Genomic DNA, 20,232 nt, shown 5'->3' on the forward strand with positions numbered 1-20,232 from the left:
CACCTTCTAGTAGGAGAAAGGCCAGGACTTCCAGTAGTTGCGGACCCGAATCCACAGGCCGAACAGGCCCCGTGGCTCGAAGATCAGGAACACCACGATGAGCAGCCCGTACAGCACGGTCTCGACCTGGAACACGTTCGGCGTCAGCGTGGTGTCCGCGCTCACGAACGGCATCAGCGCCGGCAGCGCCCTGGTCAGCGGCTGCAGCAGCGAGATGAACAGCGCCCCCGCGATCGACCCCGACACGGTGGCCACGCCGCCGATCAGCACCATCGCGATGAACTGCACCGACAGCAGCAGGCTGAACGACCCGGGCTCGACGTACCCGGAGATCGTGTAGAGCAGGCCCCCGGCGCAGCCCGCGTAGAACGACGAGATGCCGAAGGCCAGGACCTTGTAGCGGGTGAGCGGCACCCCGATGACCTCGGCCGCGATGTCCCGGTCGCGGATGGCGGCGAAGGCGCGGCCGACGCGCGAGCGGGCCAGGTTGCGGGCCGCCAGGGCGAAGACGACGAGCAGCGCCAGCATGAGCACGTACAGCGACTGCTCCCTGGTGCCGAGCGGCCCGTCCTGGTCGAGGCGCACGCCGAAGAGCTGCGGGACCGCCGCCTCGCGCCCGACCCCCGGCCCGCCGGTGAGGTCCTGCCACTCCTTGAAGACGTGCTCGCCGAGGAACACCAGCCCGAGCGTGACGACGGCCAGGTAGAGGCCGCGCAGGCGGGTGGCCAGGGGCGCGACCAGCACCCCGGCCACGGCGGCGACGAGTCCGGCCGCGGGCAGCCAGATCCAGATCTCCGCGAGGCCGAAGCCGATGCGCTCGCCGTCCACGGGGCCGGACACGGCGGCGGCGGTGTAGGCGCCGATGGCGACGAAGAACGCGTGGCCGAGCGAGACCTGCCCCGCGTAGCCGGTGACGATGTTGAGGCCGATGGCGCCGATGGCCAGCGCGTACGCGCCCGCCAGCACCTCCAGCGACCGGTCCTGCAGCAGCACCGCCAGCCCGAACGCCAGCAGCACCAGCAGCCCCGTCCACACCCGCTTCGCCGGGGTGTCGAGCAGCGCCATGTCCTGGGCGTAGGAGGTGTAGAGCAGCGGCCGCCCGCGCACCCGGCGAGACCGTCCGGTCGGTATGTCAGGAACGGCGGAGCGCGCCGCGGATCGCGTCCCGGTCATACCCGCTCGACCTCCCGGGTCCCGAACAGGCCGTACGGCCTGACCAGCAGGACGATCAACATCACGATGTACGGCGAGACGACCGCTACATTCTGCCCCAGCCAGGGCGCGAACTCCCCCTGGTACGACTGGAACAGCGACTCCACGACCCCGACCACCAGCCCGCCCACGACCGCGCCGCCGAGCGAGTCGAGCCCGCCCACGATGATCGCCGGCAGCGCCTTCAACGCGACCACCCAGGTGAGCTGCTCGATCCCCTGCCCGGTCCCGACGAACATCCCGGCCACGGCCGCCAGGAACCCGGCCAGCGCCCACGACAGCGCGAACACGGCCCCCACCGAGACCCCCTGCGCCAGGGCGGTCTCCTGGTCGAACGCCGCCGCCCGCATCGCCAGCCCGTACCTCGTGTAACGGAAGAACGCGAACAGCAGCGCCACCAGCACCGCCGTGACCAGGAGCATGGCCAGCCAGCGCCGCTGCACGACCAGCGACCCTAGCGACACCTGCGTGAACCCCCACGGGTCCCCGACCTGCCGCACGTCCCGGCCGATGAAGCCGTTCACCACCACCCGCACCACCACGTCGATGCCGAGCGTGATGATCGCCACGACGAACACCGGCCGCCCCACCATGGGCCTGATCGCGACCCGCTCGATCCCGAGCGCCACCAGGGCGATGAGCAGCGCCGACAGCAGGACGGCGGCGTAGAAGCCGGTCACCTCGGCCAGGTAGCTCACCGCGACGGCCCCGGCCAGCATCAGCGCGGGCTGCGCGAAGCTGATCACCCGCGTGGCCTTGTAGATGATCACGAACCCGAGCGCGAGCAGCGCGTACACCGAGCCGTTCCCCAGGCCCCTGATCACGGTCTCGAGCAGCCCCTTCACCGGGCGTACATCCCTTCCACCAGGTCCTCGAAGAGCTTGGCGACGGCGGCGCGCTTGACCTTCTGGGTGGCGGTCAGCTCGCCGTCCTCGTGGTCGAGCTCCTTGGGCAGGAACGTGAACCGCCGCACCTGCTCGACCCGGGCGAAACGGGTGTTCACCTCGTCCACGATCCCCCGGACCAGCTCCCGCGTCTCCGGCTTCTCCGACAGATCCCGATAGGTCGTGTACGGCAGCCCGCGCCGCCGCGCCCACTCCCCCACCGTGTCCGGCTCGATCCCGATGAGCGCCACCAGGTACGGCCGCCGGTCCCCGATCACGATGGCTTCCTTCAGGTACGGCGACGCCTTCAGCGCGTTCTCGATCTCGCTGGGCGCGACGTTCTTGCCGCCGCCCGTGATGATGATGTCCTTCATCCTGTCGGTGATCCGCACGTGCGTGCCCTCGACGAACTCGCCCACGTCCCCTGTGTGCAGCCAGCCGTCCTCGTCCAGCACGTCGGCCGTGGCCCGCGGGTCGCGCCAGTAGCCGGCGAAGTTCCCCGGATGCCGGGTCATGATCTCGCCGGTGGCCTCGTCGATCTTCAGCTCGACGCCGGGGTGCGGCTCGCCGACCGTGCCCAGGCGCACCCTGCCGGGCCGGTTGGCGGTGGCGATGGCGGTGTTCTCGCTCATCCCGTACACCTCGTGCATGCGGATGCCGATCCCCATGTAGAACTTGAGCACGCCGGGCGCGATCGGCGCGGCCCCCGAGGCCGCGTACCTGACCCGCCGCATCCCGAGCCGCTCGCGCAGCGAGCGGTAGCAGAACACCCAGCCCATCCCGTACGCCAGCCGCGTCCCGAACGTGTGCCGGCCGCCCGTGCGCACCAGCGCGTCGCCGATCCGGTCGGCCACCCGCAGCCAGAACCGGGTCACCGCCCGCTTGACCGGCGAGGCCGACTCCAGCCGGATGTCGACCTGGGCCAGGACCTTCTCCCAGATCCGCGGCACCCCGAACAGGATCGTCGGCTGCACCTCCCGCAGGTTGGCCTGCACGGTGTCGATGGACTCGGCGAAGTTCACCTGCACGCCGGCGGCCGAGTTGAACCACACGGTGAACGCCCGCTCGGCCACGTGGCACAGCGGCAGGTACGACAGCGCCAGGTCGCGTTCGGAGGGCGGCGGGGAGGTGAAGCCGCCGCCCAGGACGAGCGTGCTGACGGCGAACTCCACGTTCCCGATCGTGAGCATGACGCCCTTGGGCGGGCCCGTGGTGCCCGAGGTGTAGATGAGCGTCATCACGTCGCCGGGCTCGGCCTCGGCCATGCGGCGCTCCACGGCGTCGGGGTGCCCGGCGCGGTGCTCGGCCCCGAGGGCGAGCAGTTCGGGCCAGGACATCAGGACGTCGTCGTCGTAGCGGCCGCGGATGCCGCGCGGCTCCAGGTAGACGATGCGCCGCAGCTCGGGGCACTCGTCGAGGACCTTGAGCGCCTTGTCCACCTGCTCCTGGTCCTCGGCGATGAGGATCTTCGCGCCGGAGTCCGCGAGGAGGTAGGCGACCTCGGCGGGCGGGTTCGTGGGGTAGAGGCCGACGGTAATCCCCCTGACGGCGACCGTGCCGAGATCGCCGTAGAGCCATTCGGGGCGGTTCTCGGAGTGGACGGCGACGCGGTCCCCGGGCTCGACGCCGAGGGCGAGCAGGGCGTGGGCGACGAGCTCCACCTGGGTCCAGTACGCGGCCCAGGTGACCTCCCGCCAGATGCCCAGGTCCTTGTGCCGCATGGCGACCGCGCCGGGGGTGCTGCGGGCACGGTCCCGCACCCTGGTGACGATGCTCATGCGGCTCCTCCCAGGTACGCCTCGATGACTTTGGGGTCCTGCTGGACCTCGGCCGGGGCGCCGAGCGCGACCGGGCGGCCGAAGTCGAGCACGAGCACCCGGTCGGCCAGGTCCATCACCAGCCCCATGTCGTGGTCCACGAGGACGACCGGGATGCCCAGCTCGTCCCGGATGTCCAGCACGAACCTGGCCATGTCCTCGGTCTCCTCCAGGTTCATGCCGGCCACCGGCTCGTCCAGCAGGAGCAGCCGGGGCTCCATGGCCAGTGCCCGGCCCAGCTCGACCCGCTTCTGGATCCCGTACGGCAGCAGCCGCACGGGATGGCGCCGCCAGGCCTCGAGTTCGAGGAAGTCGATGATGTCCTCGACCTGGGCGCGGGCGGCCAGCTCCGCGCGCCTGGCCCGCCCGTACCAGAGCAGCGCGGGCAGGGCTCCATACCGGAAGTGGTGGTGGCGGCCGAGCATGAGGTTGTCCAGGACGGTCAGGTTGTGGAACAGCTCGACGTTCTGGAACGTCCTGGCCAGGCCCATGGCGGCGATCTCGTGCGGCCGTTTCGGCAGCAGGTCCTCGCCCAGGAACGTGACCCGGCCGCGCTGGGGCCGGTAGACCCCCGAGAGCACGTTGAAGATCGAGGTCTTGCCCGCGCCGTTCGGCCCGATGATCGCCAGCAGCTCGGCCTGCCGGACCTCGAACGAGACGCCGTCGACGGCCTTGACGCCGGCGAAGCTCAGGTGCACGTCCTCGAACGTCAGGAGAGCCATCGTTTCCTCCGCTTGTAGTGCTTGACCTCGCGGAAGGACCTGACGGCCCCCAGGTAGAACTCCTTGATGTCCTCGTCGGCGAGCAGTTCGCCGGACGGCTTGTCCATCACGACCTTGCCGGTCTCCATGACGTAGCCGTGGGAGGCGATGGACAGGGCCATCGTGGCGTTCTGCTCGACCAGCAGGACCGTGGTGCCCTGCCGGTTGATCTCGACGATGAGGTCACGCACCTGGGCGACCAGCGACGGCGCCAGGCCCAGGCTCGGCTCGTCCAGCAGCAGGTACTTCGGCCCGGCCATGAGGGCGCGGCCGACGGCCAGCATCTGCTGCTCGCCGCCCGACAGGTAGCCGGACACGCTCCTGCGCCGCTCCCGCAGCAGCGGGAACAGGCCGTAGACGCGGTCCAGGTGGGACTCGGCCGCCGTGTGGCCGCCGACCTTGAGGTTCTCCTCGACGGTCAGCTCGGCGAGGATGCGGCGGCCCTCCATCACCTGGCTGACCCCTCGCCGCACGATCTGGGCGGGTCTGAGGTGGTGGATGGGCTCGCCCTCCAGCGTCACGCTGCCCTTGGTGATCTCGCCGTCGTGCACGTCGAGCAGCCCGGACACGGCACGGAGCAAGGTCGTCTTGCCCGCGCCGTTCGCGCCGAGCAGCGCCACGATCGCCCCAGGCGGCACGCTGAGGCTCACGCCGCGCAGCACGAGCATCACGTCGTCGTAGACGACTTCGAGGTTGCGGACCTCCAGCACACCCGACTCCTCGGGATGGTGTGGCGTATGTCACTCCCTGATGAGCACAATGTCCACGCTTGCCCGGCGGCCGACAAGAGGGGCGGGCGAAATTTGATCGTGCTGCTGGTCCTAGGATTTCTCCTATGGCAATTTGCGAGCATCTTTCCCAGGCGGACGATCCGGCCGCGAAGACGCCGGAGGGCTGCGAGGAGTGCCTGGCCGTCGGGGGCCGCTGGGTGCACCTGCGGCGCTGCCTCGAGTGCGGCCACATCGGGTGCTGCGACTCCTCACCGGCCAAGCACGCCACCCAGCACTACCACGAGACGGGCCACCCGGTGATCCAGTCCTACGAACGCGGCGAAGACTGGCGCTGGTGCTTCGTCGACAGCGCGATGGGCTGAGCGGCGCGGCTCTTCCCGGCTAGCGCTCCAGGATCGCCTCCTCGAAGTCGAGCTGCGCCATCACGTCGCGCATCACCTCGTCGTCGAGGCGGCGTTCGTCGCGCAGCCGGACGAAGACCTGCCGCTCGGCCTGGAGCATGTCACGGCGCAGGCGGCGGTAAAGGGCACTGGGGGTCTCCGCGCCCCCCTGCCCCGTGCCGCCGCCCAGCCGTTCCCAGGCGCTCAGCGAGCGGCGCCAGGACTTCTCCCTGAGCTGGTCGATGACCTGCTTCTGGATCTCGTCGGGCTCGCCCTGCTCGGCGATGAGCCGCGTGAGCTCCTCCAGACCCGCCTCCAGCGCGGCCTGCTGGGCCGCCGCCTCGGCCAGGCGGTCTTCGTACTGCTCCTGCTCGCTCGACACGCGCAGCCGCCTGATCAGCGCGGGGAACGTGGTGCCCTGGATCAGCAGCGTGCCGATCACGGTCGTGAACGTCAGGAACAGCAGCATCGCGCGGTCCCGCGCGGGGATGTCCGGCGGGATGGCGAAGGCCGCCGCCAGCGACACCACGCCGCGCATGCCGGCCCAGCCGAGGATCACCGTCTGCGGGCCGGTGGGCACGTTGCTCCTGCGCAGGAGCTTCATCAGGCGCGTCACCACGAACAGCCACACGAACCGGCTGACGATCGTCACCGCCAGCACGGCGGCGGCGTAGCCCGCGACCGCCCACGGGTCGTAGCCGGAGATGCCCTGGATGACGGTCGTGAGCTGCAGCCCGATCAGGGCGAACACGACCGCTTCCAGGAAGAAGTCGGTGACCTTCCACACGGCGTCGGACACCAGCCGGGTGCCGAAGCCCTGCAGGTGCATGCGGTTGCCCAGATAGAGGCCGACGATCACGACCGCGATCACGCCCGAGGCATGCACGCTCTCCGCCGCGAGGTAGGTGGCGAACGGGATCAGCAGCATCAGCGTGTTCTCGACCAGGGAGTCGCGCGTGTGCCTGAACAGCCAGGCCATCACGAACGCCACCACCAGCCCGATCGCCACGCCGCCCGCCGCGGCGAGCGCGAAGTCGCCGAGGCCGTGCCACATGTCCAGAGTGCCGCCCAGCGCGGCCCCGACGGCGACCCGGTAGAGCGTCAGCGCCGTGGCGTCGTTGAACAGGCTCTCGCCGACCAGGATCGTCAGCGCCCTGCGCGGCAGGCCCAGCCGTCGGCCGACCGCGACGGCGGCCACGGCGTCGGGCGGCGCGATGATCGCGCCCAGCGCGAACGCCAGCGCGAGCGGAAGCTGCGGCAGCAGCAGGTGGACGACCAGCCCGACGGCGGCGGTGGTGAACAGCACGAGCCCGATCGACAGCAGGGCCACGGCCCGCCTGACGTCACGCAGGCGCAGGTAGGAGCTGTCGAACGCGGCGGAGTAGAGCAGCGGCGGCAGGAACACGTACAGCACGAGCTCGGGCTGCAGCGGCACCGCCGGCACCAGCGGCGACACCAGCAGGCCGGCGGCCACCAGCAGGAGGGGAGCGGGCCAGCCCTTGCGCCGGGCGACGGCCGCGACGCCGATGGCGCCGCCCGCCAGCAGCAGCAACTGCAGGCCCATGGTCGGGTTCACGGGAGGAGCGTACCTGGCCCCCGGACCCGGCGTGTCACCACTCCCTGCGGTCGCTCCGCTCGTGGTAGTCCGGCTGCTCGCCGGGCCGCAGGCGCTCGCCCGTGGAGAACATGGGGTCCACGACGTACGGGCGGGACAGCGCGTCGGGCTGCTGGTGCTCCTGGCGGCCCATGGACATCAGCGGGTCCACCGGATTCGGCGCGGGACTCTGCTGGTAGGCGGCGTAGTCGTCGCGGACGGGCTGCGGGGCGGGACGGCGCCGGCCCGCGCCCGGGATGCCGTGCATGGGGGTCCCCAGGCCCGCGGCGGCCGGAGCCTGCTGCTGCGGTGGTGGCGGCGGTTGCTGCTGCTGGTAGGCGTAGGGATCGGCCGGGTAGGGGTCGTTCTGGTACGGGTCGTTCTGATAAAGGTCGGGCCGGTGCTGCGGCGGCTGAGGAGGGGCCGGCTGGTGGGGCGCGGCCGCCTGGGAGGGGAAGCCGAGCGGGTCGGTGCTCAGCGGCGCCGGGCGGCGCTGGTCGCCGGGCATCTGGTAGACGGGCTCGTTGTCGATGTACTGGGGACCCATGAAGGGGTCGGCCTGGGCGGCGGGGCCGCCGTACTGCTGCGGCTCGGCGGCGTACTGCGGGCCGCTGTAGGCGTCACCGGTGTACTGCGGACCGCTGAGCGGGTCGCCGCCGTACTGCGGGCCACTGAGGGGATCGCCGGTGTACTGGGGCCCGCTGAAGGGGTCGCCGGTGTACTGCGGGCCGCTGAGCGGGTCGCCGGTGTAGCGCTGCTGCGGGGCCGTCGTCTCCACGTACTGGGGGCCGGTGAAGGGGGCCCGCTCGCCGTAGGCGTCCCTCGGAGCCTCGCCGTAGGCGTCCCTGGGCGCCTCGCCGTACGCCGGGGGCATGGTCTCCCTGGGGGCCGTGGTCTCGCCGTACGAGGCGACCAGCTTGTCCTGACGGGCCGGAGGGGCGCCCCTGGCCACGAGGACGTCGTTGGGCGACAGGGCGGCCGTGGGCCGTTCCTCGGGCTGGTGCTGCGGCGGCTGCTGGACGGGCGGGGTCGGCCGCTGGTACTGGCCGGTGCCGGGCATGACCTCGGTGCCCGGGTCGTGCGCGGGCACGGCGGGCTGCTCGCCCGTGGCCTCGGCGAAACCCTCGTCGAGAGTGTCGAGCAGGCGCCCGACGTCCTCCATCGGCATGCGGAAGCTCGCGGTGCACATCTCGCCGCGCCAGAGGCTCAGGACCAGCGTGCCCTCATGCCACGTGACGCGGAGACACCGCTCCTGACCTCGCGCATCGAAGAACACTTCGCCGAACGACGGCAACGGGACAACTTCCGACATGGCAGACATACTGCTTTAACCAGCCTTTTCCCGTCCACTCAACCCCGGAAAACCCTCTTGAACCGGCCTTCCCATCTACACCGGGAACCCCTTTGATCACTCTGCGTGAAGGTCTTCTCTGACCCGTCGGAGTCCCGACCGCCCAGTGTGCCACGGGTGCCGACGCGAGAGTCCGGGAACGCCGGGATGCATCTGGCCGATCACACCGCGTTCGGCACGGCGACCCTGGAATGCGGGTAGCGTTTACTGCCGTGCCGGACTCCCATCTCCCGTCTGCGGACGAACTACTCATGGTTGCGGTAAACGCTCTCGGAGGGAGCGAACGGCAGGGCCAGCTGACCATGGTCCAGGCCGTGCAACAGGCCATCGACGGTGAGGAACACCTGGCGGTCCAGGCCGGCACGGGCACCGGGAAGTCGCTGGCGTACCTGGTGCCGTCGATCCGCCACGCGATGGACAGCGACTCGCCCGTCGTGGTCTCCACGGCCACGATCGCGCTGCAGCGCCAGCTCGTCGACCGCGACCTGCCCCGGCTGGCCGAGACGCTGGGCAAGGAGCTGCCGCACGAGCCGACGTTCGCGATCCTGAAGGGCCGCCGCAACTATCTGTGCCGTTACAAGGCGACGGCGGGCTGGCCCGAGGAGGACGAGCAGGACCAGCTCTTCGACCCCCGCGAGGTGAGCGCGACCGGCCGCATGGTGCAGCGCATCCAGGAGTGGGCCGACGAGACCGAGACCGGCGACCGCGACGAGCTCGTGCCCGGGGTGAGCGAGCAGGCGTGGCGGCAGTTCTCCGTGAGCGCCCAGGAGTGCCTCGGGGCCGGCCGCTGCCCGAGCGGGGCCGAGTGCTTCGCCGAGATGGCCAGGGCGCGGGCGGGCGAGGTGGACGTCGTGGTGACCAACCACGCGCTGCTGGCCATCGACGCCATGGGCGACTTGCCGGTGCTGCCCGAGCACGAGGTCGTGGTCGTGGACGAGGCCCACGAGCTGGTCGACCGGGTGACCTCGGTGGTGACCGGCGAGCTGTCGGAGCTGACCGTGGCGCTGGCGGTGCGCCGGGTGGGCAGGCTGATCGAGCAGGCGATCGCCGATCAGCTCATGGAGGCGGGCGAGGACCTCAAGGCGCTGCTGGTCGCCGCGCCGCCCGGGCGCATCGACGAGCTGCCGCAGGTGCTCGGCCTGACGCTGGCGCTGGTGCGCGACTCGGCCGCGCGATGCGTCACGGCCATGGGGCCGCGCGGCGCCGACAAGGACGACCCCGACAAGGCGGGGCAGCGCAAGGCCGCGTTCTCGGTGCTGGACGAGGTGCACGACACGGCGGTGCGCATGCTGGAGGCGTACGGCCACGCCTCGGAGTCCGACCGCGCCGAGGTGGTCTGGCTCGACGGGGGCACCGACCGGCGCCCGCCCACGCTGCGGGTCGCGCCGCTGACGGTGAGCGGCATGCTGCGCGACAAGCTGTTCGGCGAGCGCACGGTGATCCTCACCTCCGCCACCCTGGCCCTGGGCGGCACGTTCGACGCGCTGGCCGCGCAGTGGGGGCTCGGCGACGGCAAGGGCTGGCAGGGCATCGACGTCGGCTCGCCGTTCGACCACCCCCGCGCGGGCATCCTGTACGTCGCCAAGCACCTCCCCCAGCCCGGCCGCGACGGGCTGCCGCAGCAGTACCTGGACGAGATCGTCGAGCTGATCGAGGCGGCCGGGGGGCGCACGCTGGGCCTGTTCTCCTCGATGCGCGCCGCCAAGGCCGCCACGGAGGCGCTGCGCGAGCGGCTGGACGTGCCGCTGCTGTGCCAGGGGGACGACTCGACGATGCTGCTGGTCAAGCAGTTCGCCGAGGACGAGCCCACGTGCCTGTTCGGCACGCTGTCGCTGTGGCAGGGCGTGGACGTGCCGGGGCCCTCGCTGCGGCTGGTCATCATCGACCGGGTGCCGTTCCCGCGCCCGGACGACCCGCTGACGTCGGCCCGGCAGCGCCACGTGGCGGCCAGGGGCGGCAACGGCTTCATGGCGGTCGCGGCCAACCACGCCGCCCTCCTCCTCGCCCAGGGCGCCGGCCGTCTCCTGCGCGCCCAGGACGACAAGGGCGTCATCGCCGTCCTGGACCCGCGGCTCGCCACGGCCCGCTACAGCGGCTTCCTCCTGGGTTCCCTACCCCCGTTCTGGCGCACCACCGACCCGGCCATCCCCAGGGCGGCCCTGAAGCGCCTCGCGTCCGAATCCCCCGCCTGACCGCGGGCGCCGGCGCCGGTGCGGCGAGCAGCCGTGCGGTGGGAAGGGGGGAAGCCCGGAGCCGGTCCGGCTTTTCGGCACCCAGCCGGTCAAGCATGCGCACCGTAACGGCGCTCAGCCGGTGAAGGGTCAGCGGCCGTTCCCTGGAAGGCCACCAGCCGAAGTACGGCGGGTGGCCTGCCCGTGCGCAGCCGTAAAAGACTTAAAAGGGGGTCAGGTCAGGACGCTTCGGGGAGAGCCCGTCGCCGGAGGAGACGCCGCGCAGGCGGCGGGACATCCAGGGGACGAGGTGCTCGCGGATCCATTGGGCGTCCTCGCGCCGCCGCGCCCGGGGATCGACCGTGCGGGACGGCCAGTCCTTGCGCCAGTCCTCGAACGGCACCCCCAGCACGTCCAGCACCCGCGCCGCCACCAGCCGGTGCCCGTCCTCGTTCATGTGCAGCCGGTCCGCGCTCCACGCCCGCCAGTCGCGCAGCCCCTGCATCGACCACTGATCCACCAGCCGGCACCCGTAGAGGTCGGCGATGGAGCGCACGTGCAGGTAGAAGACCGCGAAGCGGCCGCGCAGCCGCCGCATCAGCGGCGTGTCGCGCGGGTCCACCCCCGTGAACAGCAGCACGTCCGAGCCCCCGGCCCGCAGGTCGCGCACGGCGCGGGCGAGCTTCTTGGCCATCACGTCGGGGTCGGTGCCCGGTCTGAGCAGGTCGTTGCCCCCGGCGCAGAGGCTGACCAGGTCGGGGGCCATCTCGACGGCCACCGGCACCTGCTCGGCGACGATCTGGTCGAGCAGCTTCCCGCGCACGGCCAGGTTGGCGTAGCGGAAGCCGGGTGCGTCGGCGGCGAGCCGTTCGGCCACCCGGTCGGCCCAGCCACGGTAGTGACCGTTATGACCGGGGTCGTTCAGTCCTTCTGTGAAGCTGTCGCCGAGGGCGACGAAGGACTTGTAGTGCCTCATGAGGTGGTGTTCATCTCCGCGATAGCGTGCAGCGCAAGGACGTATGACTGTAGTCCGAAGCCCGCGATGGTGCCCGTCGCCACCCCGGCCACGACGGAGTTGTGGCGAAACTCTTCCCTGGCGGCCGGGTTGGAGATGTGAACCTCGACGAGCGGTGCCGTACGCATGGCGATCGCGTCGCGCAGGGCGTAGGAGTAGTGGGTGAAGGCGGCCGGGTTGAGCACGACCGGGATGCGGCCGTCGGCGGCCTCGTGGATCCAGCCGATCAGCTCGGCCTCGTCGTTGGTCTGGCGCACCTCGACGTGCTCGCCGAGCTTCCTGCCGGTGTCGCGGCAGAGCGTGGCGAGGTCCTCGAACGTCTCGGCGCCGTAGATGTCGGGCTCGCGGGTGCCGAGCCTGCCCAGGTTGGGCCCGTTGAGCACGAGGATCATGCGGAGATCTCCTTGTAGGCGGCTTCGAGCAGCTCTTCCGAGGGGCCTTCGAGCCGGCCCGGCTCGGCCAGGCCGTCGAGCACGACGAACCGCTGCTTGGCGCCGCGGTTCTTCTTGTCCAGCCGCATGTGGTCGCGCAGGGACTTCCAGGCGTCGGCGCGGTAGGCGGTGGGCAGGCCGACGCTCGTGAGGATGGATCTGGTGCGTTCGACCAGGTCGGCGCGGCCGGCGAGCTTCGACAGCTCGGCGGCGTAGACCATGCCGATGGCGACGGCCTCGCCGTGGCGGATGGCGTAGCGCTCTTCGCGTTCGATGGCGTGGGCGAGGGTGTGGCCGTAGTTGAGGATCTCGCGCAGGCCCGCCTCGCGCAGGTCGGCGCCCACGACGTCGGCCTTGACCTGGATCTTGCGCTCGATCAGCTCGCGGGTGTGGGGGCCGTCGGGCCTCGTGGCGGCCTCCGGGTCGGCCTCGACCAGCCTGAGGATCTCCGGGTCGGCGATGAAGCCGCCCTTGATGATCTCGGCCAGGCCGGCCACGTAGTCGCGCCTCGGCATGCTCGCCAGCGTGGACAGCTCGCACAGCACCCCGGCGGGCGGCAGGAACGTGCCCACGAGGTTCTTGCCCTCGGGCGTGTCGATGCCGTTCTTGCCGCCGACGGCCGCGTCGACCATGGCGAGCAGCGTCGTGGGCACGAGCACGACCTGTACGCCGCGCAACCACGTGCCCGCCACGAACCCCGCCAGGTCGGTCGTCGCGCCCCCGCCCACGCCCACCACGGCGTCGGAGCGGGTCACGCCGCTGCGGCCGAGCGCCGACCAGAGCCCGGCGGCCACCTCGACGGTCTTGGCCGCCTCGCCGTCGGGCACGGGCAGCTCGACGACCTCGTAGCCGGCCTCGCGCAGCACCTCGCCGACCGGGCCGGAGATCTCCGGCAGGGTCTCCGGGTGGATGACGGCGACCGTGCGCACGCCGGGCTTGAGCAGCGTGGTCAGCTCGGCCAGCACCCCGGTGCCGACCACCACGTCGTACGGGCTGTCACCGCGTACGTGGATCCTCGTGGCACTCATGCGGGCAGCCCCTCGATGATCTCGTCGGCGAGCTCCTCCGGCTCCCGCTTGTCCGTGACCACGGTCGCCACCGCCAGCCGCTCGTAGACCGGCCGCCGCTCCTCCATCAGCTTCTTCAGCTGGCTGCGCGGGTTGAGCACGAGCAGCGGCCGGGCCGAGGCGAGCCCCACCCGCTGGACCGCGTCCGCCAGCCCCACCTGCAGGTAGACGACGTGGTGGCCCGCCAGCAGCGCCTGCGTCTCCTCGTTGAGCACGGCGCCGCCGCCGAGCGACAGGATCCCGTCGTGCTCGGCCAGAGCGCGGCGCACGGCCTCGTGCTCCAGCTCGCGGAAGCGGGCCTCGCCGTCCTCGACGAAGATGTCGGAGACGGGCTTGCCGGCGACGGCCTCCACGTCGGCGTCGGTGTCGCGGAACCCGACGCCGAGCCGCTCGGCGAGCAACTGCCCGAGCGTCGTCTTACCGGACCCGGGGGGACCGATCAATACAACCCTGCTCATTTGGTCGCTCACCACTCCTCATTCGCTCCCTGCTCGTCGGTCGCTCATTTGATCACCATCGAAGACAGGTAGCCGGACAGGTTGCGGGCGACCTCCTCGACGGAGTCGCCACCGAACTTCTCGAGGGCCGCGTCGGCCAGCACCAGCGCGACCATGGCCTCGGCCACGATGCCGGCGGCCGGCACGGCGCACACGTCGGAGCGCTCGTGGTGGGCCTTGGCCGCCTCGCCGGTCTTGACGTCGATCGTGGCCAGCGCCCTGGGGACGGTGGAGATCGGCTTCATGGCGGCGCTGACGCGCAGGATCTCGCCGTTCGTCATGCCGCCCTCGACGCCGCCCGCGCGGTTGGTGATGCGGCGCACGCCGTCTTCGGCGGTGTATTCGATCTCGTCGTGGGCCTGGGAGCCGGGCCTGCGCGCGGTCTCGAAGCCGTCGCCGACCGCCACGCCCTTGATCGCCTGGATGCCCATGAGCGCGCCCGCGAGCCTGGAGTCGAGCCTGCGGTCCCAGTGGGTGTAGCTGCCCAGGCCGGGCGGCAGGCCGTACGCGAGGACCTCGACGACGCCGCCGAGCGTGTCGCCGTCCTTGTGGGCCTTGTCGATCACGGCGATCATGGCCGCGCTGCCCTCGGCGTCGGAGCAGCGCACCGGGTCCTCGTCGATCCTGGCCAGCTCGCCGGGGCCGGGCAGGGTTTCCGCCGGGCTCTTCGCGCCGCCGATCTCGGTGACGTGGCTGACGATGTCGACGCCCAGCGCCTGCTTGAGGAAGCGCCTGGCGACCTCGCCGAGCGCGACGCGGGCGGCCGTCTCGCGGGCGCTGGCCCGGTCGAGCACCTGCCTGGCGTCGTCGAACCCGTACTTCTGCATGCCCGCCAGGTCGGCGTGGCCGGGGCGCGGCCGGGACCGGGGCGCGTTGCGCGCGAGGCCCTCCAGCTCGGCCGGGTCGACCGGGTCGGCCGCCATGACCTTCTCCCACTTGGGCCACTCGGTGTTTCCGATCCGGATCGCGACCGGGCTGCCCATCGTGCGGCCGTGGCGGACGCCGCCCACGATCGTCACCTGGTCCTGCTCGAACTTCATCCGGGCACCCCGGCCATAACCGAGCCTGCGGCGGCGCAGGGCCTCGTCGATGGCGGCCGTGGTCACCTCCACCCCGGCCGGCAGGCCTTCGAGGATGGCGACGAGTTCGGGGCCGTGGGACTCTCCGGCGGTCAACCAGCGCAACATGCGTACAAGTCTTCCATGTGCTGCCTAGTGAGATGTCCCGCGTTCACCAGCCGAGACAGAGTGTCGTGAACGCGCCCAGCAGCATGAACGGCCCGAACGGGAACTGGGTGTGCCTCGTCCCGCGCCTGGACAGCAGGAGCGCCAGGCCGTAGAGGGCGCCGAGCAGCTGGCCGCCGAAGGCCGCGACGATCCACGCCTGCCAGCTCAGCGCCGCTGCGGCCATCCCGATGAGCCCGGCCAGCTTGACGTCCCCCAGGCCCATCGCCTCCGGCCTGATGAACCAGAGCAGCCCGTACACGGCCGTCAGCGCCACCCCGCCGGCCAGCGCCCTGGGCAGCTCCCCCGTCGGTGCCAGGGCCAGGGCCATGATCGGGTACGCCGGGAGCGTGATCGCGTCGGGCAGCAGGCTGGTACGCCAGTCGACGACCGCCAACGCGGTGCCGATGAGGGCGAAAGGCACGTACGGCAGCCCGAACCGCCAGGCGACCAACGCGGCCACGGCGGCGGTCACCAGCTCGACCCCCGGGCCGGGTCGCTGGATCACCGCGCCCAGATCGTAGTGGACCGGGCCCTCGTCGTAGGAGTCGGCCAGCCCGCGGATGTGGCGTCCGCAGATCAGCCCGGCGAGCGCCATGAGTGCGACCACGAGCCGACCTTAATGCGCCACCCCGCCCACGCGGGGCCGTATCAATCCACCTGCTACGGCTTTGCCGCGTGCCCGTCAACCCCCCGCGGACGGACGACGCGCGCCCGGCCATCGGCCCTCCGCGGGCGGACGACCCGCGCCCGGCACGGCAAACGCCATCGGCCCGCCTCGGCCGGACCGACCCCACGCCCGGCACGGCTCCGCCGATCGGCGCTCGGCCCCGCGGGGCGTACGTCATCAGCCCTTTCTGGAGAACCACCGGCGGCGCCGGACGGGCTCCACCTTGGCGACGGTCACACCGTCGAGCCGATCGACGGTCCCCGACTCGACGGCCGCCAGCGCCTCCAGCACCGCTCCCTCGATCACGAACTGCACCGGCCCCGCCACATCCACCACGACCGCCGCCGCCTTCTCCTGCACCGCAGCCCGGCACACCTGCAACGCCGTGGCCTGGATCGGCCGGGCGTCGGGCCGCCATCGGGCCAGCGCCTGGCTGCCGGTGAACGCGAGCACCGCCTCCCTGCCGTCCGCCCCGACGAGCTTGGGCAGCGCCATCTCGCTCTCCTTCTCCTGCCGCAGCCCGTGTGCGCCGACCTCGCTCTCGGTCAGCAGCGCCACGACGGGCACCAGCAGCCTGGCCCCGCTGAGGGCGTTCAGCACCTCGGCGGCGTCGGCGGTGCCGGCCTGATAGGAGGCCAGGGCGGCGGCCACGGCGGGTGCGGCGCCGCCGTCGTCGTCGGGATCGAGAGGTCGCGGGATGCTCGGCACAACCCCCGAGACTACCCGCGCCCGCCCCTGCCCCCGAGCCTGGCCCGCAGCGCCCGCACTCCGGCGGCGAGCACCGGGGGGACGGTGATCAGGATGGTCACCGCGTCACCGGGCCGCTCCCTCGCCGTGTCGAGCACCAGCCAGGCGACCAGCGGCATGAGCAGGCTCCAGGTCCGCACGTCCGACTCCAGCACCCATCTCAGGCACCGTACGGCGCCCACGCCCGGCCGGTGGCGGCCGGACCGGCTGTCCCACCGCCGCAGGGTCATCGCCAGCCACGGCGTCCCGCTGAGCACCTGTACGGCGAACCGTATCCTCGACCACCTGCCCGGGAGCGTCCGCAGTTCACCCAGCCACTCCTCCAACCAGCGGGCACGCCATTCGCGTGGAAGCAGGATCGCGCCCGCGGCGATGACGCCGAAGGATGCCTGCATGCCTTCCCGGCCGGGGAGGTTGGCGATGGCGAGCCGTTCGAGCTCTTGTTCGAGGTGGCCCAGACCGAGCCTGCCGGCGACCGGCGCGAAAATGTCCAGCGTCTGCTGCGCTGTCCGCCGGCGCTTCGCCTCGGGCAGCCAGCGCAGCGTCCGCAGGTTGTGCAGCCGATCTGCCAACTTGAGCATCAGCACGCGCTCGCCCGTCTCACTCGCCCAGATCACGGGCACTTGCCGGGGATCCCGCAACGCGGTCATGTCGCGCACCAAGCGCACGATCGGCTCGCCGAATTCGCGCACCAGTTCCCGCTCTGGGCAGTCGGTGTCCTCCAGCACGTCGTGCAGGAGGGCCGCGCACAGCACCTCGTGGTCCATGCCCAGCTCGGCCAGTATCGTGGCGACGGCGACCGGGTGGCTGATGTAGGGCTCGCCACTGCGCCGGCACTGACCGCGATGCCAGTGGGCGGCCGTCAGGTGGGCCTGTTCGACCATCCGCAGCCGCTCGCCGTTCAGCGTGTCACCGACGGCCTCCAACAGTGGCCGAAGCGAGCCGTTCATAACCCGCCCCCGGCCGGGCCCGGGCGGTTCAGCCAACCGGGCACCTGTTGCCTGCGTGACCGGTACGCCCGCGCGACGGCGTCACGCGCCTGCTCCGCGCCGTCCGCGGTGATCCGGTAGTAGCGGCGGCGCGGACGTCCCTCCGCGACGTGCGTCTCCGGGTCCTCCCATCGGCTCTCCACCCAGCCGATCTGCTCCAGTCTGGCCAGGATCGGGTAGACCGTGCCGCTCGGCAGCTCCGCCAGCTCGCACACCTCGAGCCCGTAGCGATCGTGCCCGGGATCACGGAGCAGGGCTCGGAGGACAGCCTGGGTCGGCATGGTCATCCGCAGGCTTCTCTTCATATCTCGTACTCTACATAGCCAGAACAAGGCCCACCCTCCCGCTCCGGCGACATGCTCGTACCCACCGACGATGCCGGTTCCGGCTGGTAGACAGGTGCGATGTGGATCGGACGCCTTCCCCTGGACGAGCAGCTCGCCGTCCTGCCGACCGTGCTCGGCGTTAACCCTGCGTTCGGCCTGGTGCTGCGGCCCAATCCCAGGCAGGCGCCCAGGCACGTGTACGAGGCCAAGGTGGCCCGGTGGACCGAGGAATGGCCCGAGCTCACCGCCCTCCCCTGGCCCTGAGCGCGAGCTCCCGCCCCTGCCCTGAGCCCGGGTTCCCCGGCCCCGCCTCGATCCCACGGGCCCCGATCCCACGGGCCCCGGCCCCCAGAGCCCTATGGCCGTCTATCCCAGGTCGGCGATGGCCGCCACCGGGCCGCCGCCCGAGGGACCCTGGTGGACGGCCGCCACCGAGACGAACACCGCCGGGTCGCCCGTGACCGAGGCCGCCACCCCGCCCACCGTCGCCTTGATCTGCCGGTGCCAGTGCACGTCCGAGTCGTCCAGCATGATGTTGCGCCGTCCGCGAACCCGTCCCGACGGGTCGGCCTCGCACTTCATGAACACGTTCACCAGCCGCCCCCCGAGGTCCGACGGGTGCGGGCGCTCCGGCAGCGGCAGCCCCGAGTCCCTGATGGCCTCCCAGATGCCGTCGGCGTCCAGGGCGTCCTTCATGACGCTGTGGCCGACGCGGTAGCGCCCGCCGATCCCCCGTACGTTCCCCACCAGGACGATCTGCGCCCGGTCCAGCTCCACCCCGGACGAGCACGAGGCCACGGACGAGTACAGCGACAGGTCCTTGTGGATCTGGTCGGCGCTCGGCATGTCGATCTCGCCGAGGGCGACGGCGATGCCGAGGGCGGTGGTCGAGTTGGACAGGTCCATGGAGGGGCCGGTCTCCTCGATGGCGGTGTCCTGGCCGCGGCTCTTGGCGTCGGTGATGGTGGCCAGGGTGAGCAGCGGCGTCTTGGTCTGTACGTAGTGGACGTCGCGCGGGTCGTCGATGCCGGCGATCTTCATGGCCTCGCGTACGCCCGCCGCGACCTTCTCCACCATGGCGGGCCTGCCGATGTCCTCGGGCAGGATCACCTCGCTCATCGCCACGCCCACCGACAGCCGCGGCTCGTCGGACGGGGGCGCGTCGGCCGTGGTGGCGAAGATGGTGGCGTGCGGGCTGAGCACGCCGTCCGTGCCGCCCGACCACACCAGCGGCACGCTCTCCGGCGCCGGATGCCCGTGCTCCGCCAGCACCTCGCGGAAGGCCCGGTCGGCGAGGATGCGCGTGTAGTCGTTCACGCCGCCGTTGCCCTCGGTCTTGCCGACGACGGCGAGCACCCGGCGCGCCTCGATCACCCCGTCGGCGATGAGCCGGGCGAGACCGGAGGCGTCGGTGACGCTCTCGATCGGCACCTTGCGTACTTCAATCGGGTCCGGCATATGACGCCCCTTCTCCGTTACCGGTCCTCCCCGCCCTCGCGACGCTATCCGAGCCGGTCAGCGGGGTTCATGGTCAATGTCTGCCCATGAAGCCCGCCGACGATGTCAAGGTGCGCTCAGCGCCACGGGCCGGGAGCACGTCGGACGCCGGGCGGTATGGTCGCCGGTGTGATTCGCGAAGCACACGTCAACGGGATCAAGCTCGTGTACCGGGAGGAAGGCGACCCCACCGCTCCCCCGCTCCTGCTCATCCACGGCCGGACCGCCAACCACAACGACTGGAACGGCATCACCCAGCACTTCGCGGCGCGCTACCACGTCATCGCCCCCGACCTGCGCGGGCACGGGGCCAGCGACTACCAGGGCCCGTACGAGGTTCCGGAGATGGCCGAGGACGTCGTCGCGCTGCTCGACCACCTGGGCATCGGGCGCGCCGCGCTGGTCGGGCACTCGCTCGGAGGCGTGGTGGCCTACCACGCGGCCATGAACCACCCGGACCGGGTCGAGCGGCTCGTGCTCGAGGACGCGCCGCCGCCACTCCCCTTCAAGAACCGCCCGCCGGTCGTCGAGGACGATTCGACCGGGTTCGACTGGCGCATGATGCACGACACGGAACGGCAGCTGGCCGGCCCCGATCCCGCCTGGCTGGAGGGGCTCGGCAAGATCACGGCGCCGACGCTGGTGTTGAGCGGCGGGGAGCAGAGCCCCGTCGGCGCCGGGGAGGTGGCGGCGCGGATCCCGGGGGCGCGGCTGGTCACGATCGACGTCGGGCACCTGATCCACACCACGGCCCGCAGCCGGTTCCTGCAGGCGGTGGACACCTTTCTGGACGGCTGACGGGCCGCATCTCATCACGCCGTAACCCTGGTGTCACGTATGCACGGCAGGGTAGGGGCGTGGTTGACATG

General features: G+C 71.7%; 21 protein-coding genes. 4 read left to right on the plus strand and 17 right to left on the minus strand.

What is annotated here, in order from left to right:
* Positions 1–6: 6 nt before the first annotated feature.
* The 5 genes from AB0L65_RS01520 to AB0L65_RS01540 form a co-directional block, all read right to left on the minus strand.
* On the minus strand, positions 7–1,107 hold the full coding sequence (locus AB0L65_RS01520) for a branched-chain amino acid ABC transporter permease (RefSeq protein ID WP_364239361.1): 1,101 nt from the start codon (positions 1,105–1,107) through the stop codon (positions 7–9).
* A gap of 62 nt (positions 1,108–1,169) precedes the next feature.
* Positions 1,170–2,057, minus strand: coding sequence for a branched-chain amino acid ABC transporter permease (locus tag AB0L65_RS01525; protein ID WP_364239362.1), 888 nt, complete (start codon positions 2,055–2,057; stop codon positions 1,170–1,172).
* Complete coding sequence (locus AB0L65_RS01530) at positions 2,054–3,874, minus strand: AMP-binding protein (protein WP_364239364.1); 1,821 nt, start codon at positions 3,872–3,874, stop codon at positions 2,054–2,056. Before AB0L65_RS01530 ends, AB0L65_RS01525 begins: the two co-directional genes overlap by 4 nt.
* Positions 3,871–4,635 (minus strand): ABC transporter ATP-binding protein, encoded by a 765-nt coding sequence (locus AB0L65_RS01535; protein WP_364239366.1) that lies wholly within the window; start codon positions 4,633–4,635, stop codon positions 3,871–3,873. The genes AB0L65_RS01530 and AB0L65_RS01535 overlap by 4 nt, the downstream gene beginning before the upstream one ends.
* Positions 4,623–5,384 carry an ABC transporter ATP-binding protein gene (locus AB0L65_RS01540; protein WP_355194710.1) on the minus strand — a complete coding sequence of 254 codons (762 nt, stop codon included), beginning with the start codon at positions 5,382–5,384 and terminating at the stop codon, positions 4,623–4,625. The genes AB0L65_RS01535 and AB0L65_RS01540 overlap by 13 nt, the downstream gene beginning before the upstream one ends.
* 125 nt (positions 5,385–5,509) lie before the next feature.
* Here AB0L65_RS01540 and AB0L65_RS01545 point away from each other — a divergent pair, with 125 nt between their 5' ends.
* A complete protein-coding gene (locus AB0L65_RS01545) occupies positions 5,510–5,767 on the plus strand; it encodes a UBP-type zinc finger domain-containing protein (RefSeq protein WP_185077683.1) in 258 nt (85 codons plus the stop codon).
* 19 nt (positions 5,768–5,786) lie between these two features.
* Here AB0L65_RS01545 and AB0L65_RS01550 read toward each other — a convergent pair whose 3' ends face one another.
* Together AB0L65_RS01550 and AB0L65_RS01555 are read right to left on the minus strand one after the other, a co-directional pair.
* The gene (locus tag AB0L65_RS01550; protein ID WP_364239368.1) at positions 5,787–7,361 is read right to left on the minus strand and encodes a Na+/H+ antiporter; all 1,575 of its coding nucleotides are present in this window, start codon (positions 7,359–7,361) and stop codon (positions 5,787–5,789) included.
* A gap of 34 nt (positions 7,362–7,395) precedes the next feature.
* Positions 7,396–8,691, minus strand: coding sequence for a hypothetical protein (locus AB0L65_RS01555; protein ID WP_364239370.1), 1,296 nt, complete (start codon positions 8,689–8,691; stop codon positions 7,396–7,398).
* Positions 8,692–8,921: 230 nt separating this feature from the next.
* On the opposite strand from AB0L65_RS01555, the gene AB0L65_RS01560 reads away from it, so the two are divergent.
* Positions 8,922–10,922 carry an ATP-dependent DNA helicase gene (locus AB0L65_RS01560; RefSeq protein WP_364239371.1) on the plus strand — a complete coding sequence of 667 codons (2,001 nt, stop codon included), beginning with the start codon at positions 8,922–8,924 and terminating at the stop codon, positions 10,920–10,922.
* Positions 10,923–11,124: 202 nt separating this feature from the next.
* Here the strand turns inward: AB0L65_RS01560 and AB0L65_RS01565 are convergent, their stop codons facing one another.
* The 9 genes from AB0L65_RS01565 to AB0L65_RS01605 all read right to left on the minus strand — a co-directional run bounded on the left by AB0L65_RS01565 (position 11,125) and on the right by AB0L65_RS01605 (position 17,845).
* Positions 11,125–11,877: an SGNH/GDSL hydrolase family protein gene (locus tag AB0L65_RS01565; RefSeq protein WP_364239373.1), complete on the minus strand. Its 753-nt coding sequence runs from the start codon at positions 11,875–11,877 to the stop codon at positions 11,125–11,127.
* The gene (gene aroQ / locus AB0L65_RS01570) at positions 11,874–12,308 is read right to left on the minus strand and encodes a type II 3-dehydroquinate dehydratase (RefSeq protein WP_185077687.1); all 435 of its coding nucleotides are present in this window, start codon (positions 12,306–12,308) and stop codon (positions 11,874–11,876) included. The genes AB0L65_RS01565 and aroQ overlap by 4 nt, the downstream gene beginning before the upstream one ends.
* Complete coding sequence (aroB, locus tag AB0L65_RS01575; RefSeq protein ID WP_364239375.1) at positions 12,305–13,375, minus strand: 3-dehydroquinate synthase; 1,071 nt, start codon at positions 13,373–13,375, stop codon at positions 12,305–12,307. The genes aroQ and aroB overlap by 4 nt, the downstream gene beginning before the upstream one ends.
* Positions 13,372–13,872 carry a shikimate kinase gene (locus AB0L65_RS01580; protein ID WP_364239377.1) on the minus strand — a complete coding sequence of 167 codons (501 nt, stop codon included), beginning with the start codon at positions 13,870–13,872 and terminating at the stop codon, positions 13,372–13,374. The genes aroB and AB0L65_RS01580 overlap by 4 nt, the downstream gene beginning before the upstream one ends.
* 44 nt (positions 13,873–13,916) lie before the next feature.
* Positions 13,917–15,098 (minus strand): chorismate synthase, encoded by a 1,182-nt coding sequence (aroC, locus tag AB0L65_RS01585; RefSeq protein WP_350722492.1) that lies wholly within the window; start codon positions 15,096–15,098, stop codon positions 13,917–13,919.
* Positions 15,099–15,141: 43 nt separating this feature from the next.
* Positions 15,142–15,744 carry an A24 family peptidase gene (locus AB0L65_RS01590; RefSeq protein ID WP_355194698.1) on the minus strand — a complete coding sequence of 201 codons (603 nt, stop codon included), beginning with the start codon at positions 15,742–15,744 and terminating at the stop codon, positions 15,142–15,144.
* A 237-nt stretch (positions 15,745–15,981) separates the two neighbouring features.
* The gene (locus tag AB0L65_RS01595; RefSeq protein WP_364239378.1) at positions 15,982–16,512 is read right to left on the minus strand and encodes an SseB family protein; all 531 of its coding nucleotides are present in this window, start codon (positions 16,510–16,512) and stop codon (positions 15,982–15,984) included.
* Between the two features lie 11 nt (positions 16,513–16,523).
* Positions 16,524–17,501, minus strand: coding sequence for an HD domain-containing protein (locus AB0L65_RS01600; RefSeq protein ID WP_364239380.1), 978 nt, complete (start codon positions 17,499–17,501; stop codon positions 16,524–16,526).
* On the minus strand, positions 17,498–17,845 hold the full coding sequence (locus AB0L65_RS01605; protein ID WP_350722500.1) for a helix-turn-helix transcriptional regulator: 348 nt from the start codon (positions 17,843–17,845) through the stop codon (positions 17,498–17,500). Before AB0L65_RS01605 ends, AB0L65_RS01600 begins: the two co-directional genes overlap by 4 nt.
* 99 nt (positions 17,846–17,944) lie before the next feature.
* Here AB0L65_RS01605 and AB0L65_RS01610 point away from each other — a divergent pair, with 99 nt between their 5' ends.
* Positions 17,945–18,130: a nucleotidyltransferase family protein gene (locus tag AB0L65_RS01610; RefSeq protein ID WP_364239382.1), complete on the plus strand. Its 186-nt coding sequence runs from the start codon at positions 17,945–17,947 to the stop codon at positions 18,128–18,130.
* A 102-nt stretch (positions 18,131–18,232) separates the two neighbouring features.
* Here AB0L65_RS01610 and AB0L65_RS01615 read toward each other — a convergent pair whose 3' ends face one another.
* Complete coding sequence (locus tag AB0L65_RS01615) at positions 18,233–19,324, minus strand: ring-opening amidohydrolase (RefSeq protein ID WP_364239383.1); 1,092 nt, start codon at positions 19,322–19,324, stop codon at positions 18,233–18,235.
* A gap of 168 nt (positions 19,325–19,492) precedes the next feature.
* Between AB0L65_RS01615 and AB0L65_RS01620 the strand changes: the two genes are divergently transcribed.
* On the plus strand, positions 19,493–20,161 hold the full coding sequence (locus tag AB0L65_RS01620) for an alpha/beta hydrolase (protein WP_364239385.1): 669 nt from the start codon (positions 19,493–19,495) through the stop codon (positions 20,159–20,161).
* Positions 20,162–20,232 lie beyond the last annotated feature (71 nt).

The sequence above is a fragment of the Nonomuraea sp. NPDC052116 genome (assembly GCF_040680035.1).
Lineage (GTDB): Bacteria > Actinomycetota > Actinomycetes > Streptosporangiales > Streptosporangiaceae > Nonomuraea > Nonomuraea angiospora_A.